15 protein-coding genes and 1 pseudogene are annotated in these 14,583 nt (G+C 68.7%); 13 read left to right on the top strand and 3 right to left on the bottom strand.

The genetic code is table 11. The features are described 5' to 3' along the window. The first annotated feature begins 279 nt into the window (after window positions 1–279). The 7 genes from OHB41_RS52580 (at window position 280) to OHB41_RS08565 (ending at window position 4,208) form a co-directional block, all read left to right on the top strand. Window positions 280–732, top strand: a complete 453-nt coding sequence (locus tag OHB41_RS52580; protein WP_526024900.1) for a helix-turn-helix domain-containing protein — start codon at window positions 280–282, stop codon at window positions 730–732. 140 nt (window positions 733–872) lie between these two features. Further along, on the top strand, window positions 873–1,067 hold the full coding sequence (locus OHB41_RS08590) for a hypothetical protein (protein ID WP_103544027.1): 195 nt from the start codon (window positions 873–875) through the stop codon (window positions 1,065–1,067). Between the two features lie 82 nt (window positions 1,068–1,149). Continuing rightward, on the top strand, window positions 1,150–1,485 hold the full coding sequence (locus OHB41_RS08585) for a hypothetical protein (RefSeq protein WP_103544028.1): 336 nt from the start codon (window positions 1,150–1,152) through the stop codon (window positions 1,483–1,485). Window positions 1,486–1,508: 23 nt separating this feature from the next. Further along, window positions 1,509–2,192, top strand: coding sequence for a hypothetical protein (locus tag OHB41_RS08580; protein WP_266697333.1), 684 nt, complete (start codon window positions 1,509–1,511; stop codon window positions 2,190–2,192). Further along, window positions 2,185–2,493, top strand: a complete 309-nt coding sequence (locus tag OHB41_RS08575; RefSeq protein ID WP_103544030.1) for a hypothetical protein — start codon at window positions 2,185–2,187, stop codon at window positions 2,491–2,493. Before OHB41_RS08580 ends, OHB41_RS08575 begins: the two co-directional genes overlap by 8 nt. Window positions 2,494–2,673: 180 nt before the next feature. Then, a complete protein-coding gene (locus OHB41_RS08570) occupies window positions 2,674–3,501 on the top strand; it encodes a hypothetical protein (protein ID WP_266697332.1) in 828 nt (275 codons plus the stop codon). 203 nt (window positions 3,502–3,704) lie between these two features. Beyond that, a complete protein-coding gene (locus tag OHB41_RS08565; RefSeq protein ID WP_266697331.1) occupies window positions 3,705–4,208 on the top strand; it encodes a hypothetical protein in 504 nt (167 codons plus the stop codon). Window positions 4,209–4,409: 201 nt separating this feature from the next. Here the strand turns inward: OHB41_RS08565 and OHB41_RS52015 are convergent, their stop codons facing one another. Further along, entirely contained in the window at window positions 4,410–4,652 is a 243-nt protein-coding gene (locus tag OHB41_RS52015; RefSeq protein WP_323138364.1) for an HNH endonuclease, read from the bottom strand. Between the two features lie 198 nt (window positions 4,653–4,850). Between OHB41_RS52015 and OHB41_RS08560 the strand changes: the two genes are divergently transcribed. Beyond that, complete coding sequence (locus OHB41_RS08560) at window positions 4,851–6,044, top strand: ISAs1 family transposase (RefSeq protein ID WP_266705554.1); 1,194 nt, start codon at window positions 4,851–4,853, stop codon at window positions 6,042–6,044. 78 nt (window positions 6,045–6,122) lie between these two features. Continuing rightward, window positions 6,123–7,325 carry an ISAs1 family transposase gene (locus OHB41_RS08555; RefSeq protein WP_266705556.1) on the top strand — a complete coding sequence of 401 codons (1,203 nt, stop codon included), beginning with the start codon at window positions 6,123–6,125 and terminating at the stop codon, window positions 7,323–7,325. A 125-nt stretch (window positions 7,326–7,450) separates the two neighbouring features. On the opposite strand, the pseudogene OHB41_RS08550 reads toward OHB41_RS08555, so the two are convergent. Further along, window positions 7,451–8,965: pseudogene (locus tag OHB41_RS08550) on the bottom strand (reverse transcriptase/maturase family protein); the annotation flags it as partial. 459 nt (window positions 8,966–9,424) lie between these two features. After that, complete coding sequence (locus tag OHB41_RS08545; protein ID WP_266697329.1) at window positions 9,425–10,156, bottom strand: IS5 family transposase; 732 nt, start codon at window positions 10,154–10,156, stop codon at window positions 9,425–9,427. A 564-nt stretch (window positions 10,157–10,720) separates the two neighbouring features. On the opposite strand from OHB41_RS08545, the gene OHB41_RS08540 reads away from it, so the two are divergent. The 4 genes from OHB41_RS08540 to OHB41_RS08525 all read left to right on the top strand — a co-directional run bounded on the left by OHB41_RS08540 (window position 10,721) and on the right by OHB41_RS08525 (window position 14,516). Next, the gene (locus OHB41_RS08540; protein ID WP_146064926.1) at window positions 10,721–11,353 is read left to right on the top strand and encodes a hypothetical protein; all 633 of its coding nucleotides are present in this window, start codon (window positions 10,721–10,723) and stop codon (window positions 11,351–11,353) included. A gap of 192 nt (window positions 11,354–11,545) precedes the next feature. Continuing rightward, on the top strand, window positions 11,546–12,307 hold the full coding sequence (locus tag OHB41_RS08535; RefSeq protein WP_146064927.1) for a hypothetical protein: 762 nt from the start codon (window positions 11,546–11,548) through the stop codon (window positions 12,305–12,307). Window positions 12,308–12,451: 144 nt separating this feature from the next. After that, window positions 12,452–13,201 (top strand): hypothetical protein, encoded by a 750-nt coding sequence (locus OHB41_RS08530; protein ID WP_266697328.1) that lies wholly within the window; start codon window positions 12,452–12,454, stop codon window positions 13,199–13,201. Then, on the top strand, window positions 13,143–14,516 hold the full coding sequence (locus OHB41_RS08525; protein ID WP_266697327.1) for a hypothetical protein: 1,374 nt from the start codon (window positions 13,143–13,145) through the stop codon (window positions 14,514–14,516). The genes OHB41_RS08530 and OHB41_RS08525 overlap by 59 nt, the downstream gene beginning before the upstream one ends. The last annotated feature ends 67 nt before the right edge of the window (window positions 14,517–14,583 follow it).

Here is a 14,583-nt window from a genome sequence, read left to right as displayed (position 1 = left end):
TGCCGGTTACTGAGACACGCTCCTAGCCGGGAACCGTACCCGTGGGCCGAGTGCAGGTGCACGCACGAGCCTCCGTGCGTGGCGGGCTGGATCGACACCGTCGAGCAGGAGCCCGAGCGCGGCGCCGACAGCCGACCGTACCCGGGACAGCCAGCCCGTCACCCACCAGACGAAACGCCCTTGTCCCAACTGCCGCCCCGAGGCGGCCCAAGCCCTGGCCGACTCGATGCCCGCGCGGCCAGCAATTCTCGAAGTTCCGTAAGCGCAAGGAGCGCTGATATGTCCTTAGCCCAACCCACCGAGACGCGCCCCCCGACCTGGCGCGAGGAACTGACCCACGACCTGGCCGACGCCACAGAGAAGACGCGGGCGGCCTGGCTGTCGCAGCGCAACGTCGTCGCCACCTACCTGCGGGCCGTCATGCCCCACTTGGAGGCGGCGTTCCACCGGGGCAGGCGCGGCCACCTGCGCGACCTGGGGATGCTCCCGCCCTCGCTGACGCACCCGCTCACCGGCCGCGAGAAGCAGGTCATCGTCCGCGTGGCGCGCGGCATGTCCAACGCGAAGTCCGGCGTGGACCTGTTCCTCTCCGAGGACACGATCAAGACCCACCTGCGGCGCATCTACAAGAAGACCGGCACGCACGACCGGGCCCACGCTGTCGCCCTCCTGCTGATCCGGGGCGACATCACGGCGGCCGACGTCCTGGAACCCCTGGATGACGACCGTTGACGCCCCTCTCCCGCACCTGGCGCCCGCAGACAGCACCGAGCGCCCGGTCCACCTCGTCGAAATCCGGCGCCCCGACGACGAGTACCCAGCCGCTGCGCCGGCGGGCATGGTGCGGCGGCTGCCAGTTTCACAGCGCCACTGTGAACGCCTGGCCCCCGGACGGCTCGTATCCCATCGAGGCGACCACGCTCACCGACACCGCGGAGTTCCAGGGCTTCTCATGGGGCCACGGGTACAAGCGCGAGATGCCGCTCGACACCCCCGCGAAGGAAGTGGCCGACGCCGTCCTCGCCACGCTCCCGGCCCAGGAGAAGCAGAGCGTGCCGGTCAGCTGAGCCCCGGCTTCGTCATGCCGTCGTGCTCGCCGCCTCCCCACAACATCCCACCGCACGTCAGAGAAAGCGCAGCACACTCATCATGACCAAGCCGACCAACCCCTACGCCCACGCCTACGCGGACTTCCTGCGCGAAACCGCCGAGCACCAGCTCGTGGTGCTCCACGATGACGGCCTCTACCGCCATCTGCGGATCCAGAAGCCCGGCACGCGCATCTGGTCCTGGGACATCACCACCTGGCAGAGCCACTACTCCGACGGCGCGCCGAGCATCGACGTGCACTACTGGGCCGAGAAGCTCTGCGGCGGCCGTTCGTACGAGGTGGAAATGTACGACGCCGACGTGCGCGGCTTCCGCGCGCGCGGCCGTCCGCGACGGCGGAGCAGCCACCCGACGACTGAGGCGGTGCAGTCATGAGCCGCCGTCCTGTCCAGGACCCAGTGATTGACGCAGCGCAGGGCGATGAGATCCACCCCGCCTTCGGCGTCGCGGTCGTGACACGGAGGAGCGGCGGAGGTCGTTCGCTGTTCCAGTCCGACCTGCTCCACAACGAGACCATCTCGCTCTCGGTCCACCAGGCCACGCGCAAACGCGACCTCAACCACGACTGGGTTCATCCAGGCCGAGAGCTCGTGGAGATCGAGATGAGCCTCGCGCAGTGGGGCTCGCTCGTGTCCTCCGTGGGGCTCGGCAGCGGCGTGCCGGTGACCATCCGGTGTACCGAGCACGACGCCTTCGTGCCCGAGATCCCTCATCAGCCCCGCACCGCCGAGAGCCTGCGGGAGGTCCGCGAGGTCACCGACCGGATGTACGCCCGTGTCAAGGCCGCCACGGCGGCACTGCACGAGGCGATCCACGAGAAGAAGGGCGTGAGAGCCACCAAGGAGGCACTCAACGCACTGGAGAACGCCGTCGCCGGTGCGGGCAGCAACGCCCAGTTCACCGTCGACTCACTCGTGGAGGCCGGCGAGCAGGTCGTCGCCCAGGCCCGCGCCGACATCGAGGCCCACGTCCTGGAGGTTGTCCGGCTGACGGGTGCCGAGCCCTCCATCGAAAGCTCGTCATTCGATGCCCCGGCGCTGCCGGGGCCCACTACCAGCCGAGAGGAGCCCACCGATGCCTGAACTCACCGTGCCCGACGAGCTGTTCGACGCCGATTCCGTCGCCTCCGACGAGCACAGGCTGGCCGACCGCTTCGACTGGATCATCCAGGACGGCCAGATCGTCCACGCTCCCGTCGTCGGCTGGACCTGGGCGTGCCCCAAGTGCGGCGAGTCCGGAACCCTGCCGGAGGCCCCTGTTGCTCTTTTCCACAGTGCCTCCCCGCACGGGAAACAGCACGCAGCTGGCCCGTTCGACACCCTCGTGCCGCTCCTGGTCTCCGTCGTGCGCGAGTTCCCTGGCTCTGCTCCGGGAGCCGACTGAAGCACCAGCCTCGATACGGAGGGACGTTCGACCTCGAGGAGATCGACGGCGGCGAACGCTGGCGCTGCAAACATGCGGGGCGCATGGCGAGACGTGGAAGCCCATGCCCGGCCTCTACGACTACCCGCACGCCATCGGCACCGCCGCCCACCGCCACCCCACCTGCGAAAGGACCAGCGCGTGACCGATCAGCCGACCGCAGACACGATCACTCCGGAGGAACTCGTCGACCTGCGGCGCGAACTCGCTGGTCTGCACATCACGATGGGCCTGCGCACCTGCCTGACACGGGGCTGCCTGAAGCAGTACGACCACTTCGCCACGCTCACCGGCGGCCAGCCGGCCCGCCCCGAGTGGTCAGGGGAGGGATGGCGGCAGGTAACCCGCGGGCCCGCCACGGGCAGCATCTGCCCCGAGCACCTCGATGCCGTCACCGCGCACCTGCCCCGCACCGTGGACCTGTCCAACGGACGGTGGATGGTGGCCTGCGCATGCGAGTGGATGTCCCGCCCGCAGACGTACGGCGGTCTCCTGCGCCCCCTGTGGGAGGAACATCTCCTGCTCGCCACGGGCCAGCTCGAGGCCCCTGTCTCGCTCGCTGAGAAGCTCGGCCGGCTCCCGCTGGAGGAGCACACCGAGGACAGCCTGCGCGAGCTGTACGAGGCCGTCGAAGACACCGAGCACGACCGTGCGGAGACCTACGACGCCGCGCAGGCCATGTTCAAGGCCTGGGACTGGCACCGGCAGACCCTCGGCGGCGTATCCAGCGCCATCGCCGCGGTCCGCAACATGATGCGGACGTCGGCCGACTTCCTGGATCACCGCGACTGGACAGTCGACCGGATCGACGCCTACCTGTGGGCGATCCTCATCGGTTGGGACGACCGCACCCTCCAGGAGGTCGCGGTCAGGCACCGGTGGGACGAGCACAGCATCAAGTACGTACGGCGGATGCACGGCTACCTCGCACCGATCACCGACCCGCAGCCGAAGGAAGACCAGCGATGACCTCCCAGCTTCCCGAGACCACGCCGCTGGTCTGGTACCGCTCGCGCTGCCGCAAGTCCTAGAAGGTGCAGGACCCCGCCTGCCGCTGTAAGAGGGCTTCTCGAAACCGAGTGTGGGGCTTGGTTTGTGCTGGTCAGGCATAGTCCGGCGGTGGGTGAGGTAGGTCCGGTGCGTCCGTTGAGGTGGCGTGCTGGAGGTGCGTGATGGCGTCGGTGCTGGGGCGGCTGGAGGAGCGGGAGCGGGCGGCCCGGAAGCGGGTGGAGGAGTTGCAGGCCGAGCTGGAGGCGGCGCAGTCGGAGTGGGACGAGTGGTTGGTCGCCCGTAGGCGGGTCGGCGAGGTGTGGGACGACCTGGGTGAATCCGCAGGCCAGGAGGGCGAGGTAGGGAGGACGCCGGGCGGGAACGAAGCCACGGCGCCGACGGCGGCGAGGCCCGGGTCGGTTGTTCCTCCCTGGCGGGAGGGACTGTCGGCCGAGGTACTGGCGCCGGAGTATCAGCAGGTCATGGACCTGCTGGCCGATCGCCGTGCCACTGGCGGTCAGCCACTGAACTGCCGTGAGATCACTGCCTTGTTGGGGCTGGAGGTGGTTCCGGCGAAGACCGAGGGTGTGCGGTGCAAGCTCAAGCGGCTCGTTGCGCGGGGATGGGCGCACGAGCCGGCACCGGGCCGGTTCGTCTGCGGCGACGGCCGAGACGGCGGGTCATGACCATGGTCATTGACCACAGGATCATCGCCTCCGACGACGCGGGCAGCCGTTCGTAGTCGCGGGCGAGACGCCGGGAACGGGTGAGCCAGGCGGTTGGGTCGGCCGCGCGGTGAGGTGCTCGCCGTGAGGGCGAGTCCTGTTCCGCGCGGCCTCCCGCCGAACCGGACATGACGGTTTCCCGGTCATCCGGCTCTCCAGTGACTACTGCGTGAGTGGTCTGGCTGGCCGTTCTGAGTGGATACGGTCGTGGCAGGTGTCGCAGGCCACGACGGTTTTGCGTCGCCGGTGAAGCATGACGCGCGCCCAGTCGGAAGGCTGCCATCCGGCATGTGCGAGGTCGGCGAGAGCGCGGACGTGGTGCACTTGTACGTTGCCCTTGCTTCCGCAGATCTCGCAGGTGTCCGCCAGGAGTCTCGCGATGAGTTCCTTCTGCGGATAGTCCACCCGAACCGGCTCGCGATCGGCGAGTTCTGCCGCCAGGGCGGCTGCAAGTTCCGGGGTGGTGAGGGTTGGCCGGGCTGTCGTCGGTTGGGGTGGATAGCAGGGCAGGCACGGGTTTCGTGATCATTGTGGTTCCTACGCCCGATGATCACGAGGTGGCCCGTGCCTGCTGCCATATCTTCTCCGGTCCCTGCCGTGCTGATGAGGCTGGGTCCGCTGGACGCCGGTCAGGTCGCCGATCTGCGTTCCTACCTCGATGCGGTGCCCGATCCGCGCTCGCGGCGGGGCCGTTGGTACTCACTGACCGCGATCTTGCTGGTGTGCGCCTGTGCGGCCGTGTCGGGAGCGAGGAGCATCGAGGAACTCGCCGAGTGGGGCCAGCGCGCCTCGAACGCACTCCTGGTAGTGATCGGGATCCGGCGTCACCTGCTCGGCTGGCGACGCACTCCGTCACCGGCCACGATCGGCCGGGTGCTGGGGACCGTTGACGGTGACGCCCTGGACCGGGCGGTGGGCGCCTACCTCGCCGACCGGCACCGCGTCGCCACCGAGCCGGCCCACAGGCCATCGCCCTCGGCGTCCGGGCGGCCGTGTGTGATCGCTGTCGACGGCAAGACACTCAAGGGATCAGCCCGTCTGACCGCGAAGCGCCGGCATCTGCTCTCCGCGGTCACCCACGCCCCGGTCGTCACCCTCGCGCAGGTGGAAGTGGGCGCGAAGACGAACGAAACCACACATTTCCAACCGCTCCTGGCACCGCTGGACCTGGCCGGCACCGTCGTCACCTTCGACGCGCTGCACTCGGTCAAGGCGAACGTCTCCTGGCTGGTCGAGACGAAGAAGGCCCACTACATCGCCGTGATCAAGACCAACCAGCCGACCGCCCACAGCCAGCTCGCGGACCTGCCGTGGCGCGATATTCCCGTCCAGCACACCGCCTCCACCACCGGGCACGGCAGGCGCGAGTCCCGCTCGATCAAGACCTGCGCCGTCCCGGACGAACTCGGCGGGATCTCCTTCCCCCACGGCCGCCTGGCCATCCGTGTCCACCGCCGCCGCAAGCAAACCGGCCAGCGCGAGACCCGGGAGAGCCTCTACGCCGTCACCAGCCTCGACGCCCACCAGACCGGCCCCGCCGGCCTTGCCACCGCGATCCGCGGGCACTGGGGGATCGAGAACTCCTCACACCACATCAGGGACGTCACCTTCGCCGAAGACGCCTCCACCGTCCACACCGGCACCGCACCCCGCGCCATGGCAACCCTCCGCAACCTCGCCATCGGCGTCCTGAAGACCCTCGGATCCGACCAGGGCGGCTGCAAGTTCCGGGGTGGTGAGGGTTGGCCGGGCTGTCGTCGGTTGGGGTGGATAGCAGGGCAGGCACGGGTTTCGTGATCATTGTGGTTCCTACGCCCGATGATCACGAGGTGGCCCGTGCCTGCTGCAATATCTTCTCCGGTCCCTGCCGTGCTGATGAGGCTGGGTCCGCTGGACGCCGGTCAGGTCGCCGATCTGCGTTCCTACCTCGATGCGGTGCCCGATCCGCGCTCGCGGCGGGGCCGTTGGTACTCACTGACCGCGATCTTGCTGGTGTGCGCCTGTGCGGCCGTGTCGGGAGCGAGGAGCATCGAGGAACTCGCCGAGTGGGGCCAGCGCGCCTCGAACGCACTCCTGGTAGTGATCGGGATCCGGCGTCACCTGCTCGGCTGGCGACGCACTCCGTCACCGGCCACGATCGGCCGGGTGCTGGGGACCGTTGACGGTGACGCCCTGGACCGGGCGGTGGGCGCCTACCTCGCCGACCGGCACCGCGTCGCCACCGAGCCGGCCCACAGGCCATCGCCCTCGGCGTCCGGGCGGCCGTGTGTGATCGCTGTCGACGGCAAGACACTCAAGGGATCAGCCCGTCTGACCGCGAAGCGCCGGCATCTGCTCTCCGCGGTCACCCACGCCCCGGTCGTCACCCTCGCGCAGGTGGAAGTGGGCGCGAAGACGAACGAAACCACACATTTCCAACCGCTCCTGGCACCGCTGGACCTGGCCGGCACCGTCGTCACCTTCGACGCGCTGCACTCGGTCAAGGCGAACGTCTCCTGGCTGGTCGAGACGAAGAAGGCCCACTACATCGCCGTGATCAAGACCAACCAGCCGACCGCCCACAGCCAGCTCGCGGACCTGCCGTGGCGCGATATTCCCGTCCAGCACACCGCCTCCACCACCGGGCACGGCAGGCGCGAGTCCCGCTCGATCAAGACCTGCGCCGTCCCGGACGAACTCGGCGGGATCTCCTTCCCCCACGGCCGCCTGGCCATCCGTGTCCACCGCCGCCGCAAGCAAACCGGCCAGCGCGAGACCCGGGAGAGCCTCTACGCCGTCACCAGCCTCGACGCCCACCAGACCGGCCCCGCCGGCCTTGCCACCGCGATCCGCGGGCACTGGGGGATCGAGAACTCCTCACACCACATCAGGGACGTCACCTTCGCCGAAGACGCCTCCACCGTCCACACCGGCACCGCACCCCGCGCCATGGCAACCCTCCGCAACCTCGCCATCGGCGTCCTGAAGACCCTCGGATCCGACAACATCGCCAAAACCACCCGAGCGATTCGAAACGAACCCGAACGAGCACTCCACATCCTGGGCATCACAACCGAACCAGACACCTACGGAACTTGATCAAGCCCTGGGATCCGACAACATCGCCAAAACCACCCGAGCGATTCGAAACGAACCCGAACGAGCACTCCACATCCTGGGCATCACAACCGAACCAGACACCTACGGAACTTGATCAAGCCCTGTTCTGCCGCTCGCTGCCGTTGGAGAGGAATTCCACCGAACCGTGCCACCAGCGGTTTCCTGTTCTTCCGCTCGATTCGGGCCTCGAAGCAGATTCGGGGCCCGTTGGGGGTGTCGATTCTGGTCTTGTGCTTGGCGGCCATCTTCGACACTGATGAGCGGTGCTTGGCTGCGAGGGTCTTGAGCATCGAGGTTTCCATGGCCCATTGCAGCCGGTGCAGCCGGAAGACATCTCCGGCGAGCAGGTAGTACTGGACAGTGCCCCGGTAGACGGTCCCGAAGGTCGCCACGATCGCGTGATCGGTGCTGTTGATCAGGGCCGTCCTCTTCGCGGGTTCTCCGCGGTCAAGATAGGGGGCACACTTGGCTTTGATCACGTCCCGTGGGACACGGAGAGCGATCTGGCCGTTGACCCGACGGTAACGTCCTGTCTTCTTCGTGTCGTTGTGCTGGGTCGTGATCTCATAGCCGAGAAACCTTGCTGCCCCGGTGCGGGCATGAGTGATCAGCGTCTTTCCCTGGGACAGTTCCAGCCTGAGTTCGTCACGCAGGAACTGGGCCAGGCACTGCTTGATCTGCTCGGCCTCGGCTTTCGGTCCGGTGAAACCAAGGAGATGATCGTCCGCATAGCGTATGTAGCGCAGCCTGCGATATTCCGGATCGTTCGGATCCGCACTCGGCAGGCTGACCATCCGCTGACGCAGTGCACGGGCCTGGACCCGGTCGCCGCGTCGGCGGGCTTTCGCCAGCAGATTCTGCAACTCCAGATAGGCCGGGTTTCGGGCCCGGCGCTTCCCTCGGGTGTACTCCGGAACAAGGACTGTCTCGACGAACTCGTCCAGCTTGTGCAGGTAGATGTTGGACAGGACCGGGGAGGCCACTCCGCCTTGCGGCGCTCCGGAGAGCGTGGCACCCCACTTCCAGTCCTCCAGGTATCCGGCCTTGAGCATGTTGCGCACCAGCCGCAGAAACCGCTGGTCATGGATCTTTTCGCCGAGGATCGACAACAGGACCTGGTGGTCCAGGCTGCCGAAGCAGTCGGCGATGTCCCCTTCGATGAACCAGGACGTCCCGGTCCAGGTGTGGTCCACCTCCCGCAATGCGGTGTGGCAGCCACGGCGCGGACGAAATCCATGGGAGCGGTCGGAGAATATCGGCTCGTAAAACGCCTCTAACAACAGGCGGATCACTTCCCCGACGAGCTTATCCGACCAGGTCGGCAGCCCCAACGGACGCGTCTTCCCGTTTTTCTTCGGGATATGGACACGCCGGACCGGACGGAAGCGGTAGCGCTCGTGGCGCATCACCTCGATGATCCGGTCGATCTTCCGCTGGGACATGCCATCCACGGTTTCCGGTGTGACCCCGGGCGTCATCGCGCCGTGATTGGCGTAGATCCGCCCGTAGGCCAGCAGATACAACTGCGGATTGAACAGTTGCCGATACAGCTCCTTGCACGGCAGACCACGTCTGCCGCGTTCACGCAGGACACCCAGCACCGTTTTGGCGCTCTGCATTTCGCATACCTCACGATTCTGTGGTGTCCGAGTCACCTGGCCCCCTTCGCCCGATGTGGACGGCTTTCCCGCCCTCCCTGGCCGGTCGTGACTCCGGCGACTACTACGGGGCCTCCGTCGCCATAGGACTCGCGTCCCGTAGGCGATCCCACGTTCGTCTCTGTCTGTACGTTCTAGCGCGACTTAGGCGTCCCACTCATCTCCTTGGATGTCCTCGTTGGACATCGCTCCGAGCTCCGGAAGTGCCCCAGACAACCTTCGAATCCAGGGCAGAGCACGGCGCCGGTTTCAGTCGTCTTTCCGGCGGATGGGAACTTGCATCTTCTGGAGATTGGGCTTCAAACAATCCAGTCTTCGCCATATCGCGCGGGCCGCCCAGCACACCGTCTCTGACAACTGAGCCCGGTCACTGGTTTTCTGACATGCTGTTGTCCCCTTCACTTTTCGGATCCAGGTAAGTCATCCGGCCCAGGAACCTCCTTCCGAGTTCCTCCCGGCTGAGCCGGGGATACAAACAGAGCGCCTCGTGGCGCACAAGGTCCGCTCGACGATCCACCGTTTGGGCAGCACGACGAAGCCTTTCCGGTCGTCGCTGCGGCGGATGACGGTCAGCATCAGGTTCAAAGCAGTCGCGCACCAGCCCACCAGCATGCCGGTGTATCCGCTGTCCGCCCACACGCGCCGAAGCCGGTGATGCTGCCTGGCTGCCCGGGCCAGGAGGTCCTGGGCGGCGTCCCGGTCCCCTGTCGAGGCGGGGGTGACCATGGCCGCCAGGATCAGGCCGAGGGTGTCCACCACGATGTGCCGCTTACGGCCCTTGATTTTCTTCCCGCCGTCATAGCCGCTGGTCGCGGCCTCGACCGTCGACGTGCCCTTCGCGGACTGCGAGTCGATCACCCCCGCCGTCGGCTCCGCATCCCGGCCCTGCGCTTCACGGGTCGCGGCACGGAGCCGGTCGTGGAACTCGCCGATCAGCCCCTGCTTCCGCCAGCGGGTGAAGAACCGATGCACCGCCTTCCACGGCGGGTAATCCACAGGCAGCGCAGGCCACTTCACGCCGTTGTCCACCACATACCTGATCGCGTCGAGTATGTCCCGGTGGCAGTACTCCTCCGGCCGGCCGCCCCGCCCCTCGCTCCACGCCGGCACCGGAACCATTTCGCGGACCGCGGCCCACTCCGCGTCCCTCATGTCGGTCGGATAGCAGTGCCCGCCGGACGCATTGTCCGCCGCGTTCCCGTACGTGTGGGCGAAGCAGTCGCACGTCCGTGTGTCCGGAATGGACTCTTTCACAGCAGACCGATACAACTGCGGCAACAGGGCCTCCCGGTGAGCAGTGGCGTAGACACCCTCTGTGCTACCGAGAGGCCCTGCCTTCATGCCCCCACGCGGCCACAATCACCTGAACAGCACACCCGTACGGAACCCCCAGCTCCACACTCGGTTTCGAGAAGCCCTCTAAGACTCCTGTGCCGAGTCTGCGCCCCACCCAGGTCACCGTTGCACGCTCCGAAGCGGCGCCCCCTGCACGCGCTCAGCGACGAAGAGGCCAGGACCCGCGCGCTCCCCCGCAAGAGCACCAAGGTCCGCGTCACCTTTCGGAGCCGAAGTCGTCGACGCCTGGCAGTGGTCCAGCGCAGGCAACCGCAGCCTGGGCTTCACCGTTCGCACCTCGGACGGCCGCAGTTTCACCATCAACCCTCAACTGCTCGGTCTCTCCATCGAACGCATCAATGACAGCGTGGAGGAGTCGTGATGGATGAACAGAGGAGGCAGGAATTGCAGGACAGCCTGCCGGACGACCCGGTCAACGCCGAGCGGCTCCCGGAGTCCCTCCAGCAGAAGGCAGACCGGATCGCCTCTGCCACCGGCCATCCTACCGAGGACGACATCACCCTGCCGTCCCAACTGGAGCGCCTGGCCGACCAGCTGGCCCGCCAGTACGACTACCGGCCCCTGGCCGAGCTCGAGCAGGAAGACCCCGAACGCGCCCAGGAACACTGGGACGCGGCCGCGCACCTGGCGCCGTGGATCCAGGGGTGCCCCCGCGAGGAACGCCGTGCCGCCTTTGGCCGCGGCTTCGACAAGGGCAAGGAACGCCAGAAGCTGCGCACTGCCGGCGACGTACGGCGTCTCAAGGACGAGGTAGCCGAACTACGGCAGGACCGTGACCCGGACGGGCTGCGGGCTCGTATCCGGGACCTGGAGTACGCGCTGGAAGGCTGGGACCGCTTCATGACCGGCCGGGTCCTTCCGCGGCCGGACGTGCCAGCGGACTGGAAGATGCAGGCCGCCGAGTACCTGGCCAAGTTGACCGCGGTACAGCGGGAACTTGCCGTGCTGAAGGGCGTGCAGCCATCCAACGCCACCCGGAGCAGCTCGTCGTGACCGAAGGCACCTTGTACGCGCGGCTGGACGGGTTACAGGCGGCCTTGTCCCGGCCCACACCGGCCCCGCTGGACGGCCAGAGGTCATCGACCTGACCCACCCCGCCGTAAACGGCCAGACCCTGGCCCCCGCACTCGCCCCGTGGGTGGGCCCGGCCTGCCCGCGGGGTCACTACCCGAACGGATACAGACCATGTCCTCACCCGATAAAACCCCCACCCCCGGCGGCACTCCGGAGGTCCCGGGTCCTGGGCCGCTGCTCGTCGGTGCGCAGGTCGAGGCGTACGCCCTCGTGGTCCGCCGCCAGACCTGCGATGACCTTGCGGGGGAGCTCCGCGATGATGGCCAGGTTCTGGCCGCAGATCTCGTGGACGAGAACCGCGACTTCACCGAGATATCCCGCTCCCTGGCCGCCATCCCCGCCGCACCGAAGACGGAACACGGTGCCCACTGCCGCCCCTTCGACTGCCGGTGCGGCTGCGACCGGGCCCAGAACTGTCTCGACTGCCACCGCTGCGTGTGCTGGCGCGCGCAGTGCTGCGCCCAGGTTGCCACCGACTACGCCCGCGCACGGGCCCGCAAGACCGCCCTGCGGGCACTCCTGGACGCCGTGGGCCCGGTGATGCTGACCGAGCTGCGGGAGACCGTCGCCGAGGCCGAGGAAGCCGCCCTGCGCGACACGATCGCCCGCCGGGTCCGCTTGCTCACGCCGACCGACGGCCCCCGCTACACGCATGCCGTCTTCGCGGCCTCTGACTCCAAGCTGGGCATGGGCCATGCCGACTACCGCCTCCACGACGTGGAGCTGCACGAAGACGAGAACAAGCACGAGGACGAGGGCGGGCTTGCGACCGTCGACCTGGACGACGATGTCCTGTCCGCCGCGCTCGGCACTCTCGCCGGGCTGCTGCGCCCCGACGAAGGCGCGGACCTCGCCGTCGACCTCACCGACTGACCCCGTACACCGAAACGGCGGGGCGCGCGTGGCCTAGGGGGTCGCCCGAGGGCGCCTCGCCGCAGCGCTTCTGGCCCGCGCGCCACAGGAACCATGCGCGCCCTGCACCCCTTTGCTTTCACTACCCACCAGGAGAACCGCGTCATGTCCGCGATCACCACCGCCCCAGCCCAGGTCGGCAATGGCAAGGCCGTGCACTACGTCCGCAAGGACACGTTCCACTCCCACACCATCGGCTGCGGTCGACTGGTGTCCCGGGAGCTGACCGCCCAGGAGGCCGCCGACCGCAAGGCGTGCGGCCCCTGCAAGCGCGCCGTGGAGGTCCTGGCTACCGAGCCGCCGGCCGAGACCGAGGCCCCCGCCGCCGGCGCCGCCGAGCAGACCCCGGCAGCCCCAGCGGAGGACGACCAGGCCGCCAAGGTCGCCGACATCGAGCGGCGCGTGCGCCCCCTGGATGCCGACACCGTCACGACCGCGACCATGTTCGACCCGGAGTTGACCTACTACACGGACGGCACCCGGGTGGTCATGCGCGCCAAGGACACCGAGCGCACCGGCACCACGTTCGGCGTGGCGGACGGCGCCGCCCCCTACGCCTACCAGGCCGTGCGCTGGGACGACGGCGGTGCCGACCTGGTCGCCCCCCACGTCCTTCACCGCGCCGACCAGGACGACCAGGCGCGCCGTCAGGAGCTGGTGACCGAGGTCTGCCCGGACGCTCGTCCTGGCCAGCCACGCCACCGCCCACGCCTTCCAGCCGGTCGACCTGCCGGACGGCGAGCGTATCGCCTGGACGTTCCGCACCGGCCACGGCGCCCGCGCCCACTACCACTGGGTGTCCGTCCGCAACATCATCAGCCAGGGCGACGGCAGCGAGTACCGGTGGCAGGCTGACCAGGCCGCCCTCCTCGCCCGCCGCACCGGCCTGGACGACGCCCCCATGGCTGAGCACATCGCCGTGGTGACCGCCGAGCCCACCGAGGTTCTGGAGTGCATGGCCGCCGCCCTGGACCCGGACACAGTGCGCCTGGAGTCGGACGGCGCCGCCCGCTGGGCCGTCGTCCGCGGCGGCACCTTCCTGGGCACCGTCCACGATGAGGGCGCCCGCATGCGCCGCGGCCGCTACGCCGCCTGGGCCCCCTACGCTGAGCGCCGCGACGGCAAGGTCGGGTTCCACCACGACCTGGACGCCGCCAAGGACGCCGTGGCCCAGGCGTGGCCCGTGGAGGTCGCCGAGATCGCCGGCGAACTGGGCGTGCCGGTCACCCAGGTGATGGAGGTCGCCGAGCAGGTCGACCAGGATTGGAAGGTCCAGGGACGCCGCGCCGTCCTGCGTGCCGAGGCGTACACGGGCACGGACGGCCGGGTGACCCAGGCCGCCGCCGTCGAGGTGCGCAGCCGCCTGGCCGTGCCGTTCCACGGCCCGGCCGAGTACGACGGCCCGACCGGCTTGTGCGGCTACGACGACCACACCGCGCCCCTGCTGCCCTCCGGCAAGCTCGCCCAGCACGACCGCCAGCAGGGCGTCATGTGGGTGTGGCCGGGGAGCTGCCGCCCCGCACGCGGCAGCCGCGAGGAGCTGACCATGCGCGACACCACGGCCGTCTTCTACCACCCGCCGCGCCCCCGCGGCCTGGCCTGCCACGCCAAGGACGGCGACCTGGTAGTGGTCGACGGCCAGGCGATGGAGGTCAAGGGTCTCCAGGTGGACAAGACCACCAACGCTCACGTGTGGCTGGTCCTGGACGGCATCAGCGCCGGGCCGCTCCGCTTCACGCTCGAAGACCGGCTGGAGTTCCGCCGGCGCGTGCGCCGCGTGGACGTGCCGTGCCGGGAGTGCTGCGTGTACGTGGTCATAGAGGTGGACGAGGTGGTCGACGGCGTGCCCAACACCCGCCTGTGCGGCCTGTGCGACCGCCCGCAGCCGGACGAGCTGACCGAGGACCAGGCCCGCGCCCGCGTGGAACGCACGTACCCGCACGCCGAGGCATTCCAGGCCGAGCGTACCGAGCGCGGTCGGCTGACCGGCTACACGTTCCGGGCCGGCCGCCTGCACTCCGCCCGGTACGGCTGGATCACCGCGGCCGGGACGTACGCCCAGGGCCTGGAGGACTACCGGTCGCAGGCTGCCGCCATGCTGCCCATGGCCGTCCGCGACGAGCAGGCCGCCCGCCCCTCTACCCCCGGCCGGGACTGCCGACCTGGATGACGAGGTTCTGTCCGCGGCGCTCGGTACTCTCGCGCTGCTGCGCCCCGACGAGGGCGCTGACCTCACC

Origin of the sequence: Streptomyces sp. NBC_01571 (assembly GCF_026339875.1) — a bacterium.
Taxonomy (GTDB): Bacteria; Actinomycetota; Actinomycetes; order Streptomycetales; family Streptomycetaceae; genus Streptomyces.
Note: the sequence above shows the minus strand (reverse complement) of the source record. Positions and strands in the feature narration are given on the sequence as shown.